This window comes from Pectobacterium brasiliense, assembly GCF_013449685.1.
Taxonomy (GTDB): Bacteria; Pseudomonadota; Gammaproteobacteria; order Enterobacterales; family Enterobacteriaceae; genus Pectobacterium; species Pectobacterium brasiliense_A.
Genome location: NZ_JACDSF010000009.1, coordinates 79,886 through 95,735 on the forward strand (window position 1 = coordinate 79,886; position 15,850 = coordinate 95,735).

Sequence of the window (15,850 nt, forward strand, 5' to 3'; positions counted from 1 at the left end):
ACATGCAAATGTCCACTGCGTGCCGCTGCCGGGCCGCTTATGGCTTAACGTACTCAATCGAATTAACAAACCACTCGCGCGGGCCGTCTGGCGTGTTCACGGTGAACTCCTCATCAACCGCTTTTTTCAGCATGGCGCGCGCCATCGGGGAATCGATCGAAATATAGTCTTTATTGTCACCGTAGATCTCGTCCGGGCCGACAATCCGAAAACGCTTCACCTCACCTTGTTCATTCTCGATCTCTACCCAGGCGCCAAAGAATACGCTGCCATCCTGCTGCGGCGAATAATCAACGATTTTCAATTCCGTCAGGCATTTTCTCAGGTAGCGCACACGCCTGTCGATCTGGCGCAATAAACGCTTGTTATAGGTGTAATCCGCATTTTCTGAACGATCCCCCAGGCTCGCAGCCCAGGAGACAATTTTCGTAATTTCCGGGCGCTTTACATTCCAGAGATGGTCATGCTCTGCCCGAAGTTTGTCATACCCCTCGCGGGTAATCAGATTGGTTTTCAAGTCAGTAACCCCGTTAGGCTCTTAGTGCGTAAGCTGTCCGGCGTACCTTCAAAAATAAAAGGGTTGAGAAACATCCGCCCCCAAAACAGCTTACGATCCACTTCACTCAATTCGACTTCATCGCAGATGCTTTCCCAGCATGCTCGCACCGTTTCTATTTGATGCATGATGATCTCAATGGCTTCAGCTTCACCCAGCAGAAATTTAGGTGCAGCTGCCAGACAGACAGCGAAATTGCTCATCCTGTTTTCGCCAGCGATCAACATTGCCTGAGTCGCCTCGTTACCCGCCCGGTTCTGCGGGCAGATATCATAGGCTGGTGTCAGCTTTAGTGCGCGGCCATCCCAGAATGCTGCGTGGTTTCGGGCATGATCGTCGGTGTTTCCGCAAATGATATTGAAGCTCAGACGGCCAAACAGCTCACGCAGCGTCGCTTTCGGTTCGTCGAAACGTTGCCGAATGATGTCCGAGAATTCTTCGTAGCTCGCATATCTCGCCATCATTTCATCAAGGCCGAAAAGCGTCAGTGCAGAGACCATCAGCCTACGTTTCCAGCCACCTTCTACTTTCATACGGTCAAAACGTTCTATCAGAATCACGTCCTTCCCCGCCGTCTGCCGAAAGTGCACCGGAGCCACATTTAAACCAACACTCGCAGCCAGCCGCATCGCAATGTATTCAGCCTTAACGACGTTGTAGGTATCCGTTGAGGATGAAAATTTTGCGATAAACTTATGGCTCTCATCTTCAATCATTGCTTTCGGCCGAGCGCCACCCAACGAACTCCCATGAAAAAGTGCTTGATCAAGCTCAGGCGTCAACAAGACACCGTTTTCTACCATGGTTGCCGCAAGCATCAACTCTTCAATAGACGCATTTTGAGCTGAACGCGGAACATACTCTGTCGGTGATGCCTGAAAATCGAGCCCGCCAATTCTGTCTGAACCGGACTCAAGCAGGTATGTCAATTCATCCAGCGTACTGCTATCCGCCCCTCTGCCTCTGACACCCATAAGTCGATTAAGGATGACCCTGCGTCCCCATGCGTCAGGTGCGGCATCGCGTAATGCACTCGCCTGCCATAGGCCCGCTGCTGGCGGGATAGCACCACGCATTAACGGCAGTTCAGGTTCATAGATAGGGATCGCGTCTTTTCGCTCCAGATAGTGACGACCATAATTGAAAATGAGTCGGTCGCCGTCCCGGCTCAATAAACCGGCCACAACGGGCTTCGTCGCATCAGGCAACCAGATCCATACATAGGCTTTGTCGACAGCGTTATCAGAAGTCATCATTCACGACCTTCTTGGAAGGATGTACAGCACGCGGTAGAAGAGAAAGTGTTTTCTCCGTGCTGGCAATATGAAGTGCCATTGCGGATTGGTCTGCGGTAAAAAGAGGGACACCAACAAGAGTAGCCAGCTCGAAAACTGCGCCAATTGAGCATCCCATGTCTCCTTCCTCTGCACGATAGACCAAGCCTCGTGATACGCCTGCCCGTTCAGCTAATTCTTCCACTGTCATATTACGTTCGATCCTCGCGCTGCGAAGCATCAACCCGAGTAAACGAGCTGCGTCACGGCTGTAGCGAGAATATGTTCGAGCAGAAGGTTTCGCCATCGCTATATTCCTGTTCCATTAATGGGGCATAACACATACCTAACACCTATTTATAGAACATGATGCGTCTGTAATGAAGGAAACACAAGACTGCTGTTCTATTAATAGGTCATATTTTTAAGCTATGCCTTATTAATGAAACACGCCCCCCCTGCATTGAATAACAGCGGTAAAAAACCTGTCCTAGCGCGCTTTTTCCACAGCTAATCGGCAGGCTGGGTTGGTAATAACACGCAAAAATCGCGCGTTCATTACACAGATTTACAGTTTTGGCTAATAATCTATCAACAGACATAAATATGTCATTTCTATCCCGTACTTTTAGCCACGGAGAGCTACGGAGAACGATTTATGTTTAGCTTAGACGCCATTCTGCAAGATCTTGCCCCGCATCGCCATACGCCACCCTGGCAGAAAACGGTTTTGCGTTCTCTGCTATTTGAAAATGAAATGCACCAATTTGCGCGGCGTTACCCGCATCTGAAAGGCTTAGATCTGGTCGAACAGATTCTTGACTACTTCAACCTCAATTGTGAAATGGTCGAAGGGGATTTAGAAAACATCCCCAGTCAGGGGCCGGTGGTGTTGGTTGCCAACCACCCCATTGGCTCACTGGACGGTCTGGCGCTACTGCGTACCGTCGCCAGCGTCAGGCCCGACGTCCGCATCGTCGCCAGCCAGCTACTCTCTTATGTCGCCCCGCTCAAAAATCTGTTTTTTTCCGTCGATAACTTCAATAACCGCACCAAACGCCAGCAAATCAGCGCCATCCAGCAGCATCTGGAAGGCGACGGCGCGATTATCGTCTTCCCCGCGGGTGAGGTTTCACGCGCCAGCCTGCAAGGTATTCGCGACGGTCACTGGCACAACGGATTTATCCGCATGGCGAGCAAAGCCCGCGCGCCCGTGGTTCCGATTCATATCGGCGGACGCAACAGTGCGCTGTTCTATCTCTCTTCCATGGTTTATCGCCCGCTCTCCACGCTCCTGCTGGTGAGAGAGATGTTTGGTCAGCGCGATCAAACCCTCAAGCTGCGTATCGGTGCCAGAATTCCCTATGCGTCCTGGAGTCAGGGTGACTGGAACGCTAACGATCTGGCGGCTCGTTTCCGCCGTCACGTTTATCGCTTGGGGCAAGGAAAGCCCGGCTGTTTTACCGGTGAAAAACCCATTGCGCTGGCCGAAGATCGCGTGCTGCTGAAGCGCGCGCTGTCAGCGTGCGAAACGCTGGGTACCACGCCGGATGGCAAGCTTGTCTATCTGTATCGACGCGGTGAGGAAGATTACGTGCCGCTGCTGCGTGAACTCGGACGCCTGCGCGAAATCGCCTTCCGGGCCGTGGGTGAAGGATCCGGCCAACGTCGCGATCTGGACAGCTATGACGATGACTATTTGCACCTGATCCTGTGGGATGACCGCGAGCTGGAGATTGTCGGTGCCTATCGCTTTGTCTCAACGGCCAGTTTGATCGCAGAAAAAGGGAAAAGCGGCCTCTACAGCCACAGTCTGTTCCACTACGGCGACGAAATGGATCCGATACTGGCATCAGGCATTGAGCTGGGACGCAGTTTCATTCAGCCCAAATACTGGGGTAAACGCGGGCTGGATTATCTCTGGCTGGGTATCGGAGCCTATCTGGCGCGCTATCCGAAACACCGCTACCTGTTCGGTCCGGTGTCGCTTTCCGGTACGTTGCCGCCGCATGCGCGCGATTTGCTGGTTGCGTTTTATCGCCTGCACTTCACGCCCGATCAGCCGCTGGCTACATCGCGTCGCCCTTATCCAGCCTCGCTGCCTGACGTGCTGAAACAGTTTGAAGGAACGGACTACCAGCAAGATCTCACGCGATTGAAAAGCATGCTCAGCAACATGGGTTGCGCGATCCCCACGCTCTACAAACAGTATTCGGAACTGTGTGAGCCGGGCGGCGTGCGGTTTATCGACTTTGGCATCGATCCCGACTTCAATAACTGCATCGACGGTCTGGTGCTAGTCGATCTGCAACAGCTGAAAGAATCACGTTATCAGCGCTATATCGCCCCTTTTACCAGCGACAGCGTTTCTTGATTGATCGGTGCGTTAACGTCTAAAGGGGTTAACGCACTACTCTCCCACGTTTTTCTCATTATTCCCATTCGCCAACGCCATACCCACACGCATTTTGTCTCTCAGATCACACATTTTATACGAAATCCCACTTGCCGTAATTTACGTGATCAACCGAACGCTTTTCTTGCCGATATTGAAGATATTCTTATCTATACATTTTTAAATACGGGAGTCGACGATGTATCCCAGAAACAAATTTTATGGCAATAAAACCTTGTCATTACTTGCATCGATTACGATAGCAAGCTCCCTCCGCTGTGCCTTCATAGCATGTCAAAAAATTAAGGATGTTTATGAATATGCTGAACAGAATCAAACTCGGTAATATGCTAGGAATGGGATTTACTCTGGTTATCATGATCAGCTTGATGGTGGCATTCTTCGGACGACTCCAACTGGTTGGACTGGGTAACGACATCAATCGGCTTTCCGGCACCACGTTGGCGAATATGTTATTGATTCAGGAAGTTAAAGCTGGTTTTGATGCTAATGCTCGCCTGATTCGCAACATTGCAATTAGCACTGACCCTGCACAAATCAGGCAGGAAAAGCAGTTCGTCGACGAGCAAATCGCCCGCAATACCGCCAACCTGAAAAAGCTGGGGCAACAGCTTGATACCGAAGGCACCCGCGCGCTGCTGAAACAGTTTCAGGACACCCGCCCGCCCTACCTTGCAGCCTTTTTGAAAGCGATGGAATTGGTACAATCCACCGATCCACAGCAGCGTCTGCAAGGTAACGCTATTATTCTCAATGAGATGCAGACGGCACAAAACGCACTGTTTAACGTGCTGGACGCGATGATGGCATCACAGCAGCAGGATACCAACGAGATTGTCAGCGGGGCGCAGCAGGATGCGCACTCCGGCAGCGTCATTATGCTGATTCTCGCGCTTGCCGCTGCCGCGATGGCCGCGGTCGTGGCCTGGCTGATTACCCGCACGCTGAAAAACCAACTAGGAGGCGAACCGCTCTACGCTACCCACGTTGCCCAGCAGGTGGCCGATGGCGATCTGGCCGTCGATATCAATATCAAGCCGAATGACCACAGCAGCCTATTAGCCACCATGCATCACATGAGTCATAACCTGGGTGATATCGTCGAGCAAGTGCGACAGAGCAGCGAAGCCATCGCGTCCGGTTCCAGCCAAATCGCCGCAGGCAGCGAAAACCTGAGCCAGCGTACAGAAGAACAGGCCGCCAGCCTGCAACAAACGGCCGCCTCAATGGAGCAAATGAGCCAGGCAATTCGTCAGAATGCGCATACCGTGCGTAGCGTCACTCAACTTGCCAGCCAGGCCAGTACAACGGCGGCCAAGGGCGGTGATGCCATCAGTAACATGGTCATTACGATGAAAGAGATCTCCACCAGTTCACACAAAATCCGCGACATTATTAGCGTCATTGATGGCATCGCCTTCCAGACCAATATTCTGGCGCTGAATGCGGCGGTCGAAGCCGCACGCGCAGGTGAACAAGGTCGCGGTTTCGCCGTGGTGGCTGGGGAAGTACGCTCGCTGGCGCAGCGTTCTGCCTCCGCCGCTAAAGAGATCGCGTTACTGATCAATACCAGCGTCGAAAAGGTGGAAGCGGGAAATCGTCTGGTTGAAGACACCGGAAGCACCATTGATGAGCTGGTACGTCAGGCACGCAGCGTAGCAGATTTAATCAGCGAGATCGGGACGACAACACAGGAGCAGGAATCCGGTATTTCGCAAATTCATGATGCGGTGAACCAACTCGATCAGGTCACTCAGCAGAACGCGACGCTGGTAGAAGAATCCGCCAATGCGGCAACCAGCCTGCGCGAGCAGTCCTCTCATCTGGTGACGCTTATGAACCATTTCCATCTGCGAGGCACGCCAGCAGCACGCCCAGCGCCGACGGCGAAGAAAGCCCAGCCGACTCGTTTAGCGCTCGCGCCGGCCGGCAACGCACAGGATAACTGGGAAAAATTCTAGGCTTATCCTACCCGTGATCACCATGATGTCATGACATAGGCATCATGGTGACAATTACATCAGGATTCCCATTTAGAATATTTTTGGAAATTATTTTATTTTTTGGAAAAAAACCTTTACTAAACGATCAATCTTGTCAGAACGCTCCGTACTTTTGAGAAATATAGCCCCGATACGGCTGCCCAGTATACATTTGGCGCGGACGATAGATGTTGACCTCTTCCTACCTGTGCATCTCATCCCAATGCGCAATCCAGCCGATCGTGCTGCCGACGGTAGGTAAATTTTGTTGCACTGAACAACGCGAGATCATCCGCGTTCTCCAGACGGCGGCGGCTGGCATTTTGCACGCTCAATCCGTATAACTGTCCTCACTTGTTTCACTCACTACTTAATTCCACTACTTATTTACTCCACTAACTTGATGACGACTGATATCAGACCTATGAATGATTCATTAAGCCACATCATCGCCAGCGAATTGCAGGCGCGTACGGAGCAGGTAGACGCCGCCGTCCGCCTGCTGGACGAAGGAAACACCGTCCCTTTTATCGCCCGTTACCGTAAAGAAGTGACCGGCGGGCTGGATGACACCCAGTTGCGCCAGCTCGAAACGCGCCTCGGCTACCTGCGTGAACTGGAAGACCGACGCCAGACTATTCTGAAATCCATCGACGAACAGGGGAAACTAACCCCGCAGCTCGCCACCGCCATTAACGGTACGCTGAGCAAAACCGAGCTGGAAGATCTCTATCTGCCGTATAAACCGAAGCGCCGCACGCGTGGGCAGATCGCGATTGAAGCCGGTCTGGAACCGCTGGCCGACGGCCTGTGGCAAGACCCGAGCCAGGATCCGGAACTGACGGCACAGGCTTATGTCGATGCCGAGAAAGGCGTAGCGGACGTGAAAGCCGCATTGGACGGCGCACGTTACATCCTGATGGAACGCTTTGCCGAAGACGCCACGCTGCTGGCAAAAGTGCGTCACTATTTGTGGAAAAACGCCCATCTGGTTTCCCGCGTCGTGGAAGGGAAAGAGGAAGAAGGCGCGAAATTCCGCGATTATTTCGATCACCATGAACCGATTGCTCAGGTGCCTTCACACCGCGCACTGGCCATGTTCCGTGGCCGTAACGAAGGCGTGCTGCAACTGGCGCTGAACGCCGATCCGCAGCACGAAGAAGCGCCGCGTGAGAGCTACTGCGAACAGATTATTATCGACCACCTGAACCTGCGTTTGGGGAATGCGGCAGCGGACAGCTGGCGACGCGCCGTCATTAGCTGGACGTGGCGCATTAAAGTGCTGCTGCACCTTGAAACTGAATTGATGGGCAGCGTGCGTGAGAAAGCGGAAGACGAGGCGATCAACGTTTTCGCCCGTAACATGCACGACCTGCTGATGGCCGCTCCGGCGGGCATGCGCGCCACCATGGGTCTCGATCCCGGCCTGCGTACTGGTGTAAAAGTCGCGGTGGTGGATGCCACCGGCAAGCTGGTCGCGACCGATACGATTTATCCGCATACCGGTCAGGCAGCGAAAGCCGCTCCGATCATCGCCGCACTGTGCCTCAAACATCAGGTTGAGCTGGTGGCGATTGGTAACGGTACTGCATCGCGTGAAACCGAACGCTTCTTCCTCGACACGCAGAAACAGTTCCCGGATATCAAAGCACAGAAAGTGATCGTCAGCGAAGCCGGCGCGTCGGTGTACTCCGCGTCCGAGCTGGCGGCGCTGGAATTCCCCGATCTGGATGTCTCGCTGCGCGGCGCAGTCTCTATCGCCCGTCGTTTGCAGGATCCGCTGGCGGAGCTGGTGAAGATCGACCCGAAATCCATCGGCGTGGGTCAGTATCAGCATGACGTAAGCCAAAGTCTGCTGGCGAAGAAACTGGATGCGGTGGTCGAAGACTGCGTAAACGCCGTCGGTGTTGATCTGAATACCGCGTCCGTGGCGCTGCTAACCCGTGTCGCCGGACTCACGCGCATGATGGCGCAAAATATTGTGACCTGGCGTGATGAGAATGGCCGCTTCCACAATCGCGAACAGCTGCTGAAAGTCAGCCGTCTGGGGCCAAAAGCCTTTGAACAGTGTGCGGGCTTCCTGCGCATCAACAACGGCAACAACCCACTGGATGCCTCTACCGTTCACCCGGAAGCCTATCCGATCGTGGAACGTATTCTGGCCGCGACCGAGCAGGCGTTGCAGGAGCTAATGGGGAACCCCAATGCGCTGCGTAACCTGAAACCGTCGGATTTCACCGATGAGCGTTTCGGCGTGCCGACGGTAACCGACATCATCAAAGAGCTGGAAAAACCGGGTCGCGATCCACGTCCTGAGTTCAAAACCGCCAGCTTCGCCGACGGCGTGGAAACCTTAAACGATCTCCTGCCAGGCATGATTCTGGAAGGTGCCGTCACCAACGTCACCAACTTTGGTGCGTTTGTAGATATCGGCGTCCATCAGGACGGTTTGGTACACATTTCATCACTGGCCGACCATTTCGTTGACGATCCGCACAAGGTCGTGAAAGCCGGCGATATCGTCAAAGTGAAAGTGATGGAAGTGGATCTGCAACGTAAGCGTATCGCGCTGACCATGCGCCTTGATGAACAGCCGGGCGACACCGCATCACGCCGTGGCGGTGGCAATGCGCGTAGCGATAGCAATACTTCATCGCGTCAGCCAGCCGGTAAATCACGTCCTCGCCCCGCTAGCGCCCCTGCCGCTGGCAACAGCGCGATGGGCGATGCGCTGGCCGCCGCCTTTAAAAAGCGCTAACCGCCGTTCTGTCATTTAAATCATGCCTGACCTTATTTACGAGGTCAGGCATCTTTCCTGCCAAAATACTGCCATTTTGTTTCCCTAATAAAACTACGTTTTATTTATATTGAAATATTCAACCATTTCGCGATTATTTTGTGATCTGCATCTAGGTAAATAAATTACCGTTGCGTTATTATTGTTCTATATAGGAAACCATAGTTTTATATATAGAACAAAATGAATATATTCCAACAGCTCGAACACAGTAAAGCGCCGGCAGCCGTCCGTTTAGTGATGATTATTGACTACATCGCCAAACATGACGAAGCCAGCTTCACTGAGATTTGCACTGATTTGTCTATACCCAAAAGCAGCGTACATCATCTACTGGAAGTGCTGGTGGTGACGCAATTGTTACGTCAGCGCGCTGACGGTCGTTATGTTTTGGGATTGAGACTGTTTGAGCTTGGCGGTTTGGTAATAAAGAATATTGATCTGCGTAAAGACACGATTAACTTTATGCATGAATTAGTCAAAGAGACAGAACTGACCTGCCATCTTGGTATTATGGACGGCGATAACGGTTTCTTCCTGAGTAAAGTCGAATCCCCCAAGGCCATCGTAAAAACATCATGGGAAGGTAAGAAAATTGTATTTAATCGTATGTCTTTGGGGAAAGTGCTCGTCGCCTGGCTACCACAGGAAAGAATTGAATCACTGATTGCCGATTGCACCTTTGAGTATTTGACACCTCGGACAATTACCAATAAAGAAGATTTCCTACAGCACCTAAAAATCGTCAAGGAACAGGGCTGGGCCATAGACGACGGTGAAGATATAGAAGAGATCTGCTGTATGGCCGCGCCAATCTTTGGCCAAAATGGTGAAGTCATCGCTGCCATTGGCGTTAACGGTATGCAGTCGCAATATGCGAATGGAAAAAAAGAAAAGCATCTGGCAAGCCTGATTAAAACCAGCAAAGCGATTACCGCTCATATTAACAGCCGGAATATTGATATCAGATAATATATTTATCGAAAATTACCTAGTGAATTTCAATTTTTTATTTATTGAAATTCATCATAGTCACGTAAAAAAATAACGTGACAGATATATCACGACATAATTACCTGTAAATGCTAATACACATTACGGGAAGGCCATCTATAACTAAAAAAATATGACACAAGTCATCATTAAGATGACGAAGAATATTCATTATCAATTTTATAATGGGGACAACCATCTTCACTAATTAATGAAATCGGGTAATAACCCCTTGGGTTTTATTCCGCCCTATTTATGACTTTATACCAATACTCCATCTGCTTTCACTGAAAGCGGGCTGAACATGCTTTTATCTTTTAATGAGGTCTTTTATGAAAATCAAACAAGCTATTGATAAAATCCCTGGGGGATTAATGCTGGTGCCGCTCTTTTTGGGCGCACTCTGTAATACCTTTACGCCAGGCGCTGGGAAATACTTAGGTTCTTTTAGTAACGGCCTGATTACTGGCACAATCCCTATTCTGGCGGTATGGTTTTTCTGCATGGGCGCGTCCATTGAATTTAAAGCAACGGGAACGATGCTGAGAAAATCAGGCGTTCTGGTGGTCACCAAAATCGCCACGGCCTGGGTTGTGGCGCTGATCGCGGGCACGTTCCTGCCGGGTGACGGCATCCAAAACGGCATGCTGGCTGGGATCTCCGTGCTAGCGCTGGTTGCGGCAATGGACATGACTAACGGCGGTTTGTACGCTGCACTGATGAACCAATACGGTTCGAAAGAAGAAGCGGGTGCCTTCGTACTGATGTCTCTGGAATCCGGCCCGTTGATGACCATGGTCATTCTGGGTGCCAGCGGTATCGCTACCTTTGAACCTCAGTTATTTGTCGGTGCCGTTCTGCCTTTCCTGATTGGTTTTGCATTGGGCAACCTAGACCCGGACTTGAGAAAGCTGTTCGGTAATTCAGTACAAACACTGATTCCTTTCTTTGCCTTTGCGTTAGGTAACACCATTAATTTATCAGTGATCCTCAAGACGGGCTTCACCGGACTCTTCCTCGGTCTGCTGGTGATTGTTGTTACAGGTATCCCGTTGATTCTGGCGGATAAATTTATCGGCGGTGGTAATGGAACCGCAGGTGTGGCTGCATCCAGCAGCGCGGGTGCCGCCGTCGCCACGCCTCTATTGATCGCGAATATGGCTCCGGAATTCGCGCCGGTCGCTCAACAGGCAACAGCGTTAGTCGCCACCAGTGTGATCGTGACATCAGTATTGGTGCCCATCATCACGGCATTATGGGCAAAACGCTTTTCACCTAAACACGCATAAGAAGGTAACAAAATGGACGTACGACAAAGTGTACACAGTGAACATGCGAAAACGCTTGATACCACTGAGCTGAGAAAGAAATTTCTTATTGAGCAGATATTTACGCCAAACCAATACACCATGACCTACAGCCACATCGACCGTATCGTAGTGGGCGGGATCATGCCGGTGGATGGCGAGATAACGTTTGATGACGGCATCGGCAAACAATTTGGCGTGAACTATTTTCTTGAGCGTCGCGAGCTGGGGCTGATCAATATTGGCGGCCCGGCAAAAATCGTCATCGACGGCACAAGCTATGAAGTTGGCAATGAGGAAGCGCTCTATGTCGGCAAGGGGGCGAAAGCCTTAGCGTTCAGCAGCCTGGACAGCGCCAAGCCTGCGAAACTGTATTACAACAGCGCACCAGCACATGCCGTTTTCCCGACACGCATCATTACACAGGATGACGCGATCAAAGCACCACTGGGCGACGTCAAAACCTGCAACAAGCGGACGATTTGCAAATATCTGGTGCCGGAAGTGGTGGAAACTTGCCAACTGAGCATGGGGTTAACGCGTCTGGCGGAAGGCAGCAACTGGAATTCCATGCCGACGCATACCCATGAGCGCAGAATGGAAGTGTACTTCTATTTTGATATGGCGGAAGACACCATTATTTTCCATATGATGGGTGAACCGCATGAAACGCGCCATCTGGTGATGCATAACGAGCAGGCCGTGATCTCCCCGAGTTGGTCGATTCACACCGGCGTCGGCACCAAAAACTACGCCTTTATCTGGGGCATGATCGGCGAAAACCTGACGTTTGACGATATGGACCATATCGCGATGCTGGATTTACGCTAATCCCCTCTGGCGTCACGCCAAGACAGTAAAATGCAGCAGGGTGAACCACGTTCACCCTGTTTTTTATACCGCGTCGGTAAGACCTCGAATGGCGTCATTCAAGATTATCGGCACAGGTTTCCCTCATCCCATTCACTGCCACCGTGCTCACCATTGCAGTGCAATACGGCCGCCAGCGCCCCACGCCGTGCACCAAAGCAAAGACTCTCCGTGATTAATTAGCAGGGTAATAGATAAATAAGCATTGGTACAGAAGTTGCTTTTGTTCTTGTATTCCCATACCAAAAAACAAGGACCTGCCAATGCAACTCTCATTTATCGCCCGCACCATCACTGCCGCTTGTCTGATGCTGTCATCTCATGCGCTGCTGGCCGATGACGTCAAACCTGGCGTCACTATCTACGCTACCGGTGGCACCATTGCCGGGAAGGCAGAATCCAATACAGCGACGACAGGTTATAAAGCAGGCGCTATCGGCATCCAGGAATTATTGAACGCTGTACCAGCTATTGGCGATGTCGCTACGGTGACAGGCGAGCAGATCGCCAATACCGCCAGCGGAAATATCGATCAAGCGATTCTGTTAAAGCTATCCAAAGCGATTAACAAACAGTTAAGCGATGCAAACACGCACGGCGTCGTTGTGACTCACGGCACCGATACGTTGGAAGAGACAGCGTTCTTTTTGGATCTGACGGTAAAAAGTGAGAAACCGGTGGTTATCGTTGGCGCGATGCGTCCCGCCACTGCCATCAGTGCAGATGGCCCTATGAACCTGCTGGAAGCCGTCACGCTGGCAACCAGCAAGAACGCGGAAAAACGCGGCGCACTGGTGTTGCTGAACGATCGCATCGGCTCCGCCTTCTACACCACAAAAACCAATGCCACGGCACTGGACACGTTCAAAGCCAATGAACAAGGCTATCTGGGCGCATTCTACGGCGGCGTTCCGCGCTTCTTTTACCAGCCTGCTGCCCCCGAAAACAAACCGTTCTTTGACGTAAGCAATAAGGACACGCTGGCGAAGGTCGACATTCTCTACAGCTATCAGGATCAAGACAGTGGTCTGCTGAATGCCGCCATTGAACAGGGCGCAAAAGGCATTATCATCGCGGGTAGCGGCAACGGCGCGACGCCTACGCGAATCAAAGAAGACATCAAAAAAGCGGTAGCGAAAGGCATTCCAGTGGTGATCAGCACACGTACTGGCAGCGGTTATGTAACGGATAAGAAGAAAGACGGTGCGATAGGCAGTGGATTCTACAACCCGCAGAAAGCCCGCATTCTGCTCTCTCTGGCGTTGTCTAACGGCGACGATATCGAGAAAATCCGCAGCTATTTCGAGCAGTAATCGCGGGGTTAGACAGTCACAAATTAATAAAGTATCCCGCAGTGCGAACCTGTCGGGATACCTTTTCAAAACAACGAATTATTTTCACCAAGATCGAGTTAGTAATCCAGCTCTACCGGCACGGGATAATCCTGCAATTTGGCCGCCCCACCCAACGTCTCACGAATCGTCGCCGAATAACGCGTGGTTTCCATTCCACCGACAAGATTATCCAACTCACTAAAGGCAAAGCGTAACGAACGGTTATGAGCCCAATTTTCCAACGGTGTCAGATGGTAAGTGAAATACACCACCGTCAATTCCTGATTTACACGATCGATTTTCTCAATGCGACTCACCTGCATGCGGCCGTAACACAAATCGCCATATTGACGCCAATTCTTCTCACCGACAGGCGATAACCGATATATCTTTCCTGCTCCTTCAGGCGTCGCGTATGCCAATCCCGCTTCCACCAGCGTGTGCAACCGTCCACGATTCCAGGGAGAATCACCTTTAGGACTATGAACCGGCCACTGCTTCTCGCCTAAGCACAGCGGCGGTTCTGCATCAAAAAACGCCTGTACGCGTTGCAGGTAATCCTGCTCACTGAGCTGCGCCCACGCCCCGAAGGATGCCAATAGCCCGAATGCGATTAATAACGATGTTTTCATTTTGCCAGCATCGCCTCATCCACTTCCTGGTAGGCCTCATCGACCGATTGGTAGGTATCTTGTGTTACCACACGCTTGCGCTCCGACCATTCATAAAGTGGCACGCCCGGATCGTCTTGCGACGAATGGAAACCGTAAATCGTCAAAATCACTTTTGCAGGATCAAATGCGTTTTCCCCTTCCTTCCTTGCCGAGACCAGAAAGTAACGACCTCCAGACAGGAACAGTTGGTTGTCCTGCACCAAAAAATCCGCCGCAGCGGACAGGCGATAGTCGAACCAGGTAAACGTATTACTGTTGGCTACCGGCATGATGCTATGCCCACCGTCTGGACGGCGGACAAAAAAGGTCATCCCGAGATTAGGATGCGAGGTATTGTTGTCAAACTGCGCCACGACAACATAGTCTTGCTCACCGTCCTGATTGAGATCCACGCGATTGATGCCGTCTTTCAATGCCACAGGAGAGAGTGCAGCGGCCGTGCTGCTAATAGCACAGAGCGCCAGCCACCCTATGAATTTATTGACCATCAAGTGTCCTTACTAATCGAAAACCAATATCTGGCATGAAAAAACCGGGCGTGTGCAGGTCGCAGCTAGCAAGACTGTGCGTGCGTTCCAGATAACTTCCGCCGCAAAAGTAATACATGGTTTTACCGCCTTCCACCACATAAGACTCATTCAGCCACTCGGACACATTGCCACTCATATCGTAAAGCCCCAGAGCATTGGGACGCTTCGAGGCCACAGGCACCGTGCCAAACGATGGTGAGTCTGAAGGGAAATGCGCCACGCTATCCGGCTGTTCGCTGCCCGCATAGCGCTGACCGTAAGTGGCATCCGCCAGCCCCTTCTTCCCACCTCTGGCCGCAATCTGCCATTCTGCCAGCGTCGGCAAGCGGTAACCCGACGCTTGTGGGTTCTCACGTATGAGTTTGTCGTTATCGTTCTCCGGCACGCGCTTCAGCGCCTTACCGTCAAGCGTGAGGTAATAGGGCTGTAGTTGCTGCCGTTTACTGAGCACATTGGCAAAAATCACCGCATCCCACCAAGATACATTCGTGACAGGATGAAGGCCGTCGTCCTGTTCAGGCGGCAGGCAATCCTCAAAGGTGGCACCGTTACAACCACCGCTGAGCTGATAACCGTGCGCATCAGCCCACTCCAGCAAAGCATGGTATTGCTGATAGGTGATTTCCGTTTTCGTGATGGCAAAAGACGCGATAGACGTGTTGGCATGAGCGGCGTAGTCCTCGGAACCAAAGATAGAGCCAACATAGAAATTGCCGCCGTTGACGATTATTTCTGCAAGGCCGATGGACTTAACATCCGTAACAGGAAGAGGTGTGCTATTGGCGGGGGTAAACGGTAGTCCTAAACACAACCCTAAAAAGATAAAACAGTGCTTAAACATAACTATCCATGTTGCGTGAATTAAAGGAATTAGGTCGTCTGATGATGTATTGCAGAAGTAGACATTAGGAATGGAGTGAAAAGCCAGACTTTCTGAGTGAAGACGAAAGGATGACTCTGAAACCATCATTCAATGGAGCAAAAAGCAAAATTCGAAAGACTTTATAAATAGATCTGCGCTGATTGGCAAGTTGCTCAATACAGAGGAATGACCGGTTTTTTGATGCCGCAGGCGCGGGCGTAACGGGGGTCAGGACCCTGTAAATCATTCTGTGTA

Annotated in this window: 13 protein-coding genes; 7 read left to right on the forward strand and 6 right to left on the reverse strand. The window is 51.5% G+C overall.

Going from position 1 to position 15,850, the window contains the following annotated elements; genetic code table 11:
• Nucleotides 1-37 precede the first annotated feature (37 nt).
• The 3 genes from greB to H0248_RS04180 are packed head-to-tail and all read right to left on the reverse strand — an operon-like array spanning nucleotide 38 to nucleotide 2,137.
• A complete protein-coding gene (gene greB, locus H0248_RS04170) occupies nucleotides 38-517 on the reverse strand; it encodes a transcription elongation factor GreB (RefSeq protein ID WP_039466256.1) in 480 nt (159 codons plus the stop codon).
• On the reverse strand, nucleotides 514-1,809 hold the full coding sequence (locus tag H0248_RS04175; protein WP_180784901.1) for a type II toxin-antitoxin system HipA family toxin: 1,296 nt from the start codon (nucleotides 1,807-1,809) through the stop codon (nucleotides 514-516). The genes greB and H0248_RS04175 overlap by 4 nt, the downstream gene beginning before the upstream one ends.
• Nucleotides 1,799-2,137 (reverse strand): helix-turn-helix transcriptional regulator, encoded by a 339-nt coding sequence (locus H0248_RS04180; RefSeq protein ID WP_039466253.1) that lies wholly within the window; start codon nucleotides 2,135-2,137, stop codon nucleotides 1,799-1,801. Before H0248_RS04180 ends, H0248_RS04175 begins: the two co-directional genes overlap by 11 nt.
• Before the next feature lie 351 nt (nucleotides 2,138-2,488).
• Here H0248_RS04180 and H0248_RS04185 point away from each other — a divergent pair, with 351 nt between their 5' ends.
• The 7 genes from H0248_RS04185 (at nucleotide 2,489) to H0248_RS04215 (ending at nucleotide 13,508) form a co-directional block, all read left to right on the forward strand.
• A complete protein-coding gene (locus tag H0248_RS04185; protein ID WP_180784887.1) occupies nucleotides 2,489-4,204 on the forward strand; it encodes a lysophospholipid acyltransferase family protein in 1,716 nt (571 codons plus the stop codon).
• A gap of 335 nt (nucleotides 4,205-4,539) precedes the next feature.
• On the forward strand, nucleotides 4,540-6,207 hold the full coding sequence (locus H0248_RS04190) for a methyl-accepting chemotaxis protein (protein ID WP_180784888.1): 1,668 nt from the start codon (nucleotides 4,540-4,542) through the stop codon (nucleotides 6,205-6,207).
• 445 nt (nucleotides 6,208-6,652) lie between these two features.
• Nucleotides 6,653-8,986: a Tex family protein gene (locus tag H0248_RS04195; protein ID WP_180784889.1), complete on the forward strand. Its 2,334-nt coding sequence runs from the start codon at nucleotides 6,653-6,655 to the stop codon at nucleotides 8,984-8,986.
• Nucleotides 8,987-9,208: 222 nt separating this feature from the next.
• Nucleotides 9,209-9,997, forward strand: coding sequence for an IclR family transcriptional regulator (locus tag H0248_RS04200; RefSeq protein ID WP_180784890.1), 789 nt, complete (start codon nucleotides 9,209-9,211; stop codon nucleotides 9,995-9,997).
• A 353-nt stretch (nucleotides 9,998-10,350) separates the two neighbouring features.
• Nucleotides 10,351-11,307: a 2-keto-3-deoxygluconate transporter gene (kdgT, locus tag H0248_RS04205; RefSeq protein ID WP_180784891.1), complete on the forward strand. Its 957-nt coding sequence runs from the start codon at nucleotides 10,351-10,353 to the stop codon at nucleotides 11,305-11,307.
• 12 nt (nucleotides 11,308-11,319) lie between these two features.
• Nucleotides 11,320-12,156 carry a 5-dehydro-4-deoxy-D-glucuronate isomerase gene (kduI, locus tag H0248_RS04210; protein ID WP_010299379.1) on the forward strand — a complete coding sequence of 279 codons (837 nt, stop codon included), beginning with the start codon at nucleotides 11,320-11,322 and terminating at the stop codon, nucleotides 12,154-12,156.
• 302 nt (nucleotides 12,157-12,458) lie between these two features.
• Nucleotides 12,459-13,508 (forward strand): asparaginase, encoded by a 1,050-nt coding sequence (locus H0248_RS04215; RefSeq protein WP_180784892.1) that lies wholly within the window; start codon nucleotides 12,459-12,461, stop codon nucleotides 13,506-13,508.
• A 98-nt stretch (nucleotides 13,509-13,606) separates the two neighbouring features.
• Here the strand turns inward: H0248_RS04215 and H0248_RS04220 are convergent, their stop codons facing one another.
• From H0248_RS04220 to H0248_RS04230, 3 genes are read right to left on the reverse strand one after another with little or no spacing between them, the layout of a single operon-like run.
• Nucleotides 13,607-14,161 carry a carbapenem biosynthesis protein CpmH gene (locus tag H0248_RS04220; RefSeq protein WP_180784893.1) on the reverse strand — a complete coding sequence of 185 codons (555 nt, stop codon included), beginning with the start codon at nucleotides 14,159-14,161 and terminating at the stop codon, nucleotides 13,607-13,609.
• Nucleotides 14,158-14,691, reverse strand: coding sequence for a carbapenem self-resistance protein CarG family protein (locus H0248_RS04225; RefSeq protein WP_180784894.1), 534 nt, complete (start codon nucleotides 14,689-14,691; stop codon nucleotides 14,158-14,160). The genes H0248_RS04220 and H0248_RS04225 overlap by 4 nt, the downstream gene beginning before the upstream one ends.
• A complete protein-coding gene (locus H0248_RS04230; protein WP_180784895.1) occupies nucleotides 14,681-15,574 on the reverse strand; it encodes a formylglycine-generating enzyme family protein in 894 nt (297 codons plus the stop codon). Before H0248_RS04230 ends, H0248_RS04225 begins: the two co-directional genes overlap by 11 nt.
• Between the last annotated feature and the right edge of the window lie 276 nt (nucleotides 15,575-15,850).

What these genes read in the sequence shown, in the direction of transcription:
- H0248_RS04200 (WP_180784890.1), top strand. Translation starts at nt 9,209, where the DNA reads ATGAATATATTCCAACAGCTCGAACACAGTAAAGCGCCGGCAGCCGTC.
- H0248_RS04190 (WP_180784888.1), top strand. Translation starts at nt 4,540, where the DNA reads ATGAATATGCTGAACAGAATCAAACTCGGTAATATGCTAGGAATGGGA.
- H0248_RS04230 (WP_180784895.1), bottom strand. Translation starts at nt 15,574, where the DNA reads ATGTTTAAGCACTGTTTTATCTTTTTAGGGTTGTGTTTAGGACTACCG.
- H0248_RS04215 (WP_180784892.1), top strand. Translation starts at nt 12,459, where the DNA reads ATGCAACTCTCATTTATCGCCCGCACCATCACTGCCGCTTGTCTGATG.
- H0248_RS04180 (WP_039466253.1), bottom strand. Translation starts at nt 2,137, where the DNA reads ATGGCGAAACCTTCTGCTCGAACATATTCTCGCTACAGCCGTGACGCA.
- H0248_RS04195 (WP_180784889.1), top strand. Translation starts at nt 6,653, where the DNA reads ATGAATGATTCATTAAGCCACATCATCGCCAGCGAATTGCAGGCGCGT.
- kduI (WP_010299379.1), top strand. Translation starts at nt 11,320, where the DNA reads ATGGACGTACGACAAAGTGTACACAGTGAACATGCGAAAACGCTTGAT.
- H0248_RS04175 (WP_180784901.1), bottom strand. Translation starts at nt 1,809, where the DNA reads ATGACTTCTGATAACGCTGTCGACAAAGCCTATGTATGGATCTGGTTG.
- H0248_RS04225 (WP_180784894.1), bottom strand. Translation starts at nt 14,691, where the DNA reads ATGGTCAATAAATTCATAGGGTGGCTGGCGCTCTGTGCTATTAGCAGC.
- H0248_RS04185 (WP_180784887.1), top strand. Translation starts at nt 2,489, where the DNA reads ATGTTTAGCTTAGACGCCATTCTGCAAGATCTTGCCCCGCATCGCCAT.
- H0248_RS04220 (WP_180784893.1), bottom strand. Translation starts at nt 14,161, where the DNA reads ATGAAAACATCGTTATTAATCGCATTCGGGCTATTGGCATCCTTCGGG.
- kdgT (WP_180784891.1), top strand. Translation starts at nt 10,351, where the DNA reads ATGAAAATCAAACAAGCTATTGATAAAATCCCTGGGGGATTAATGCTG.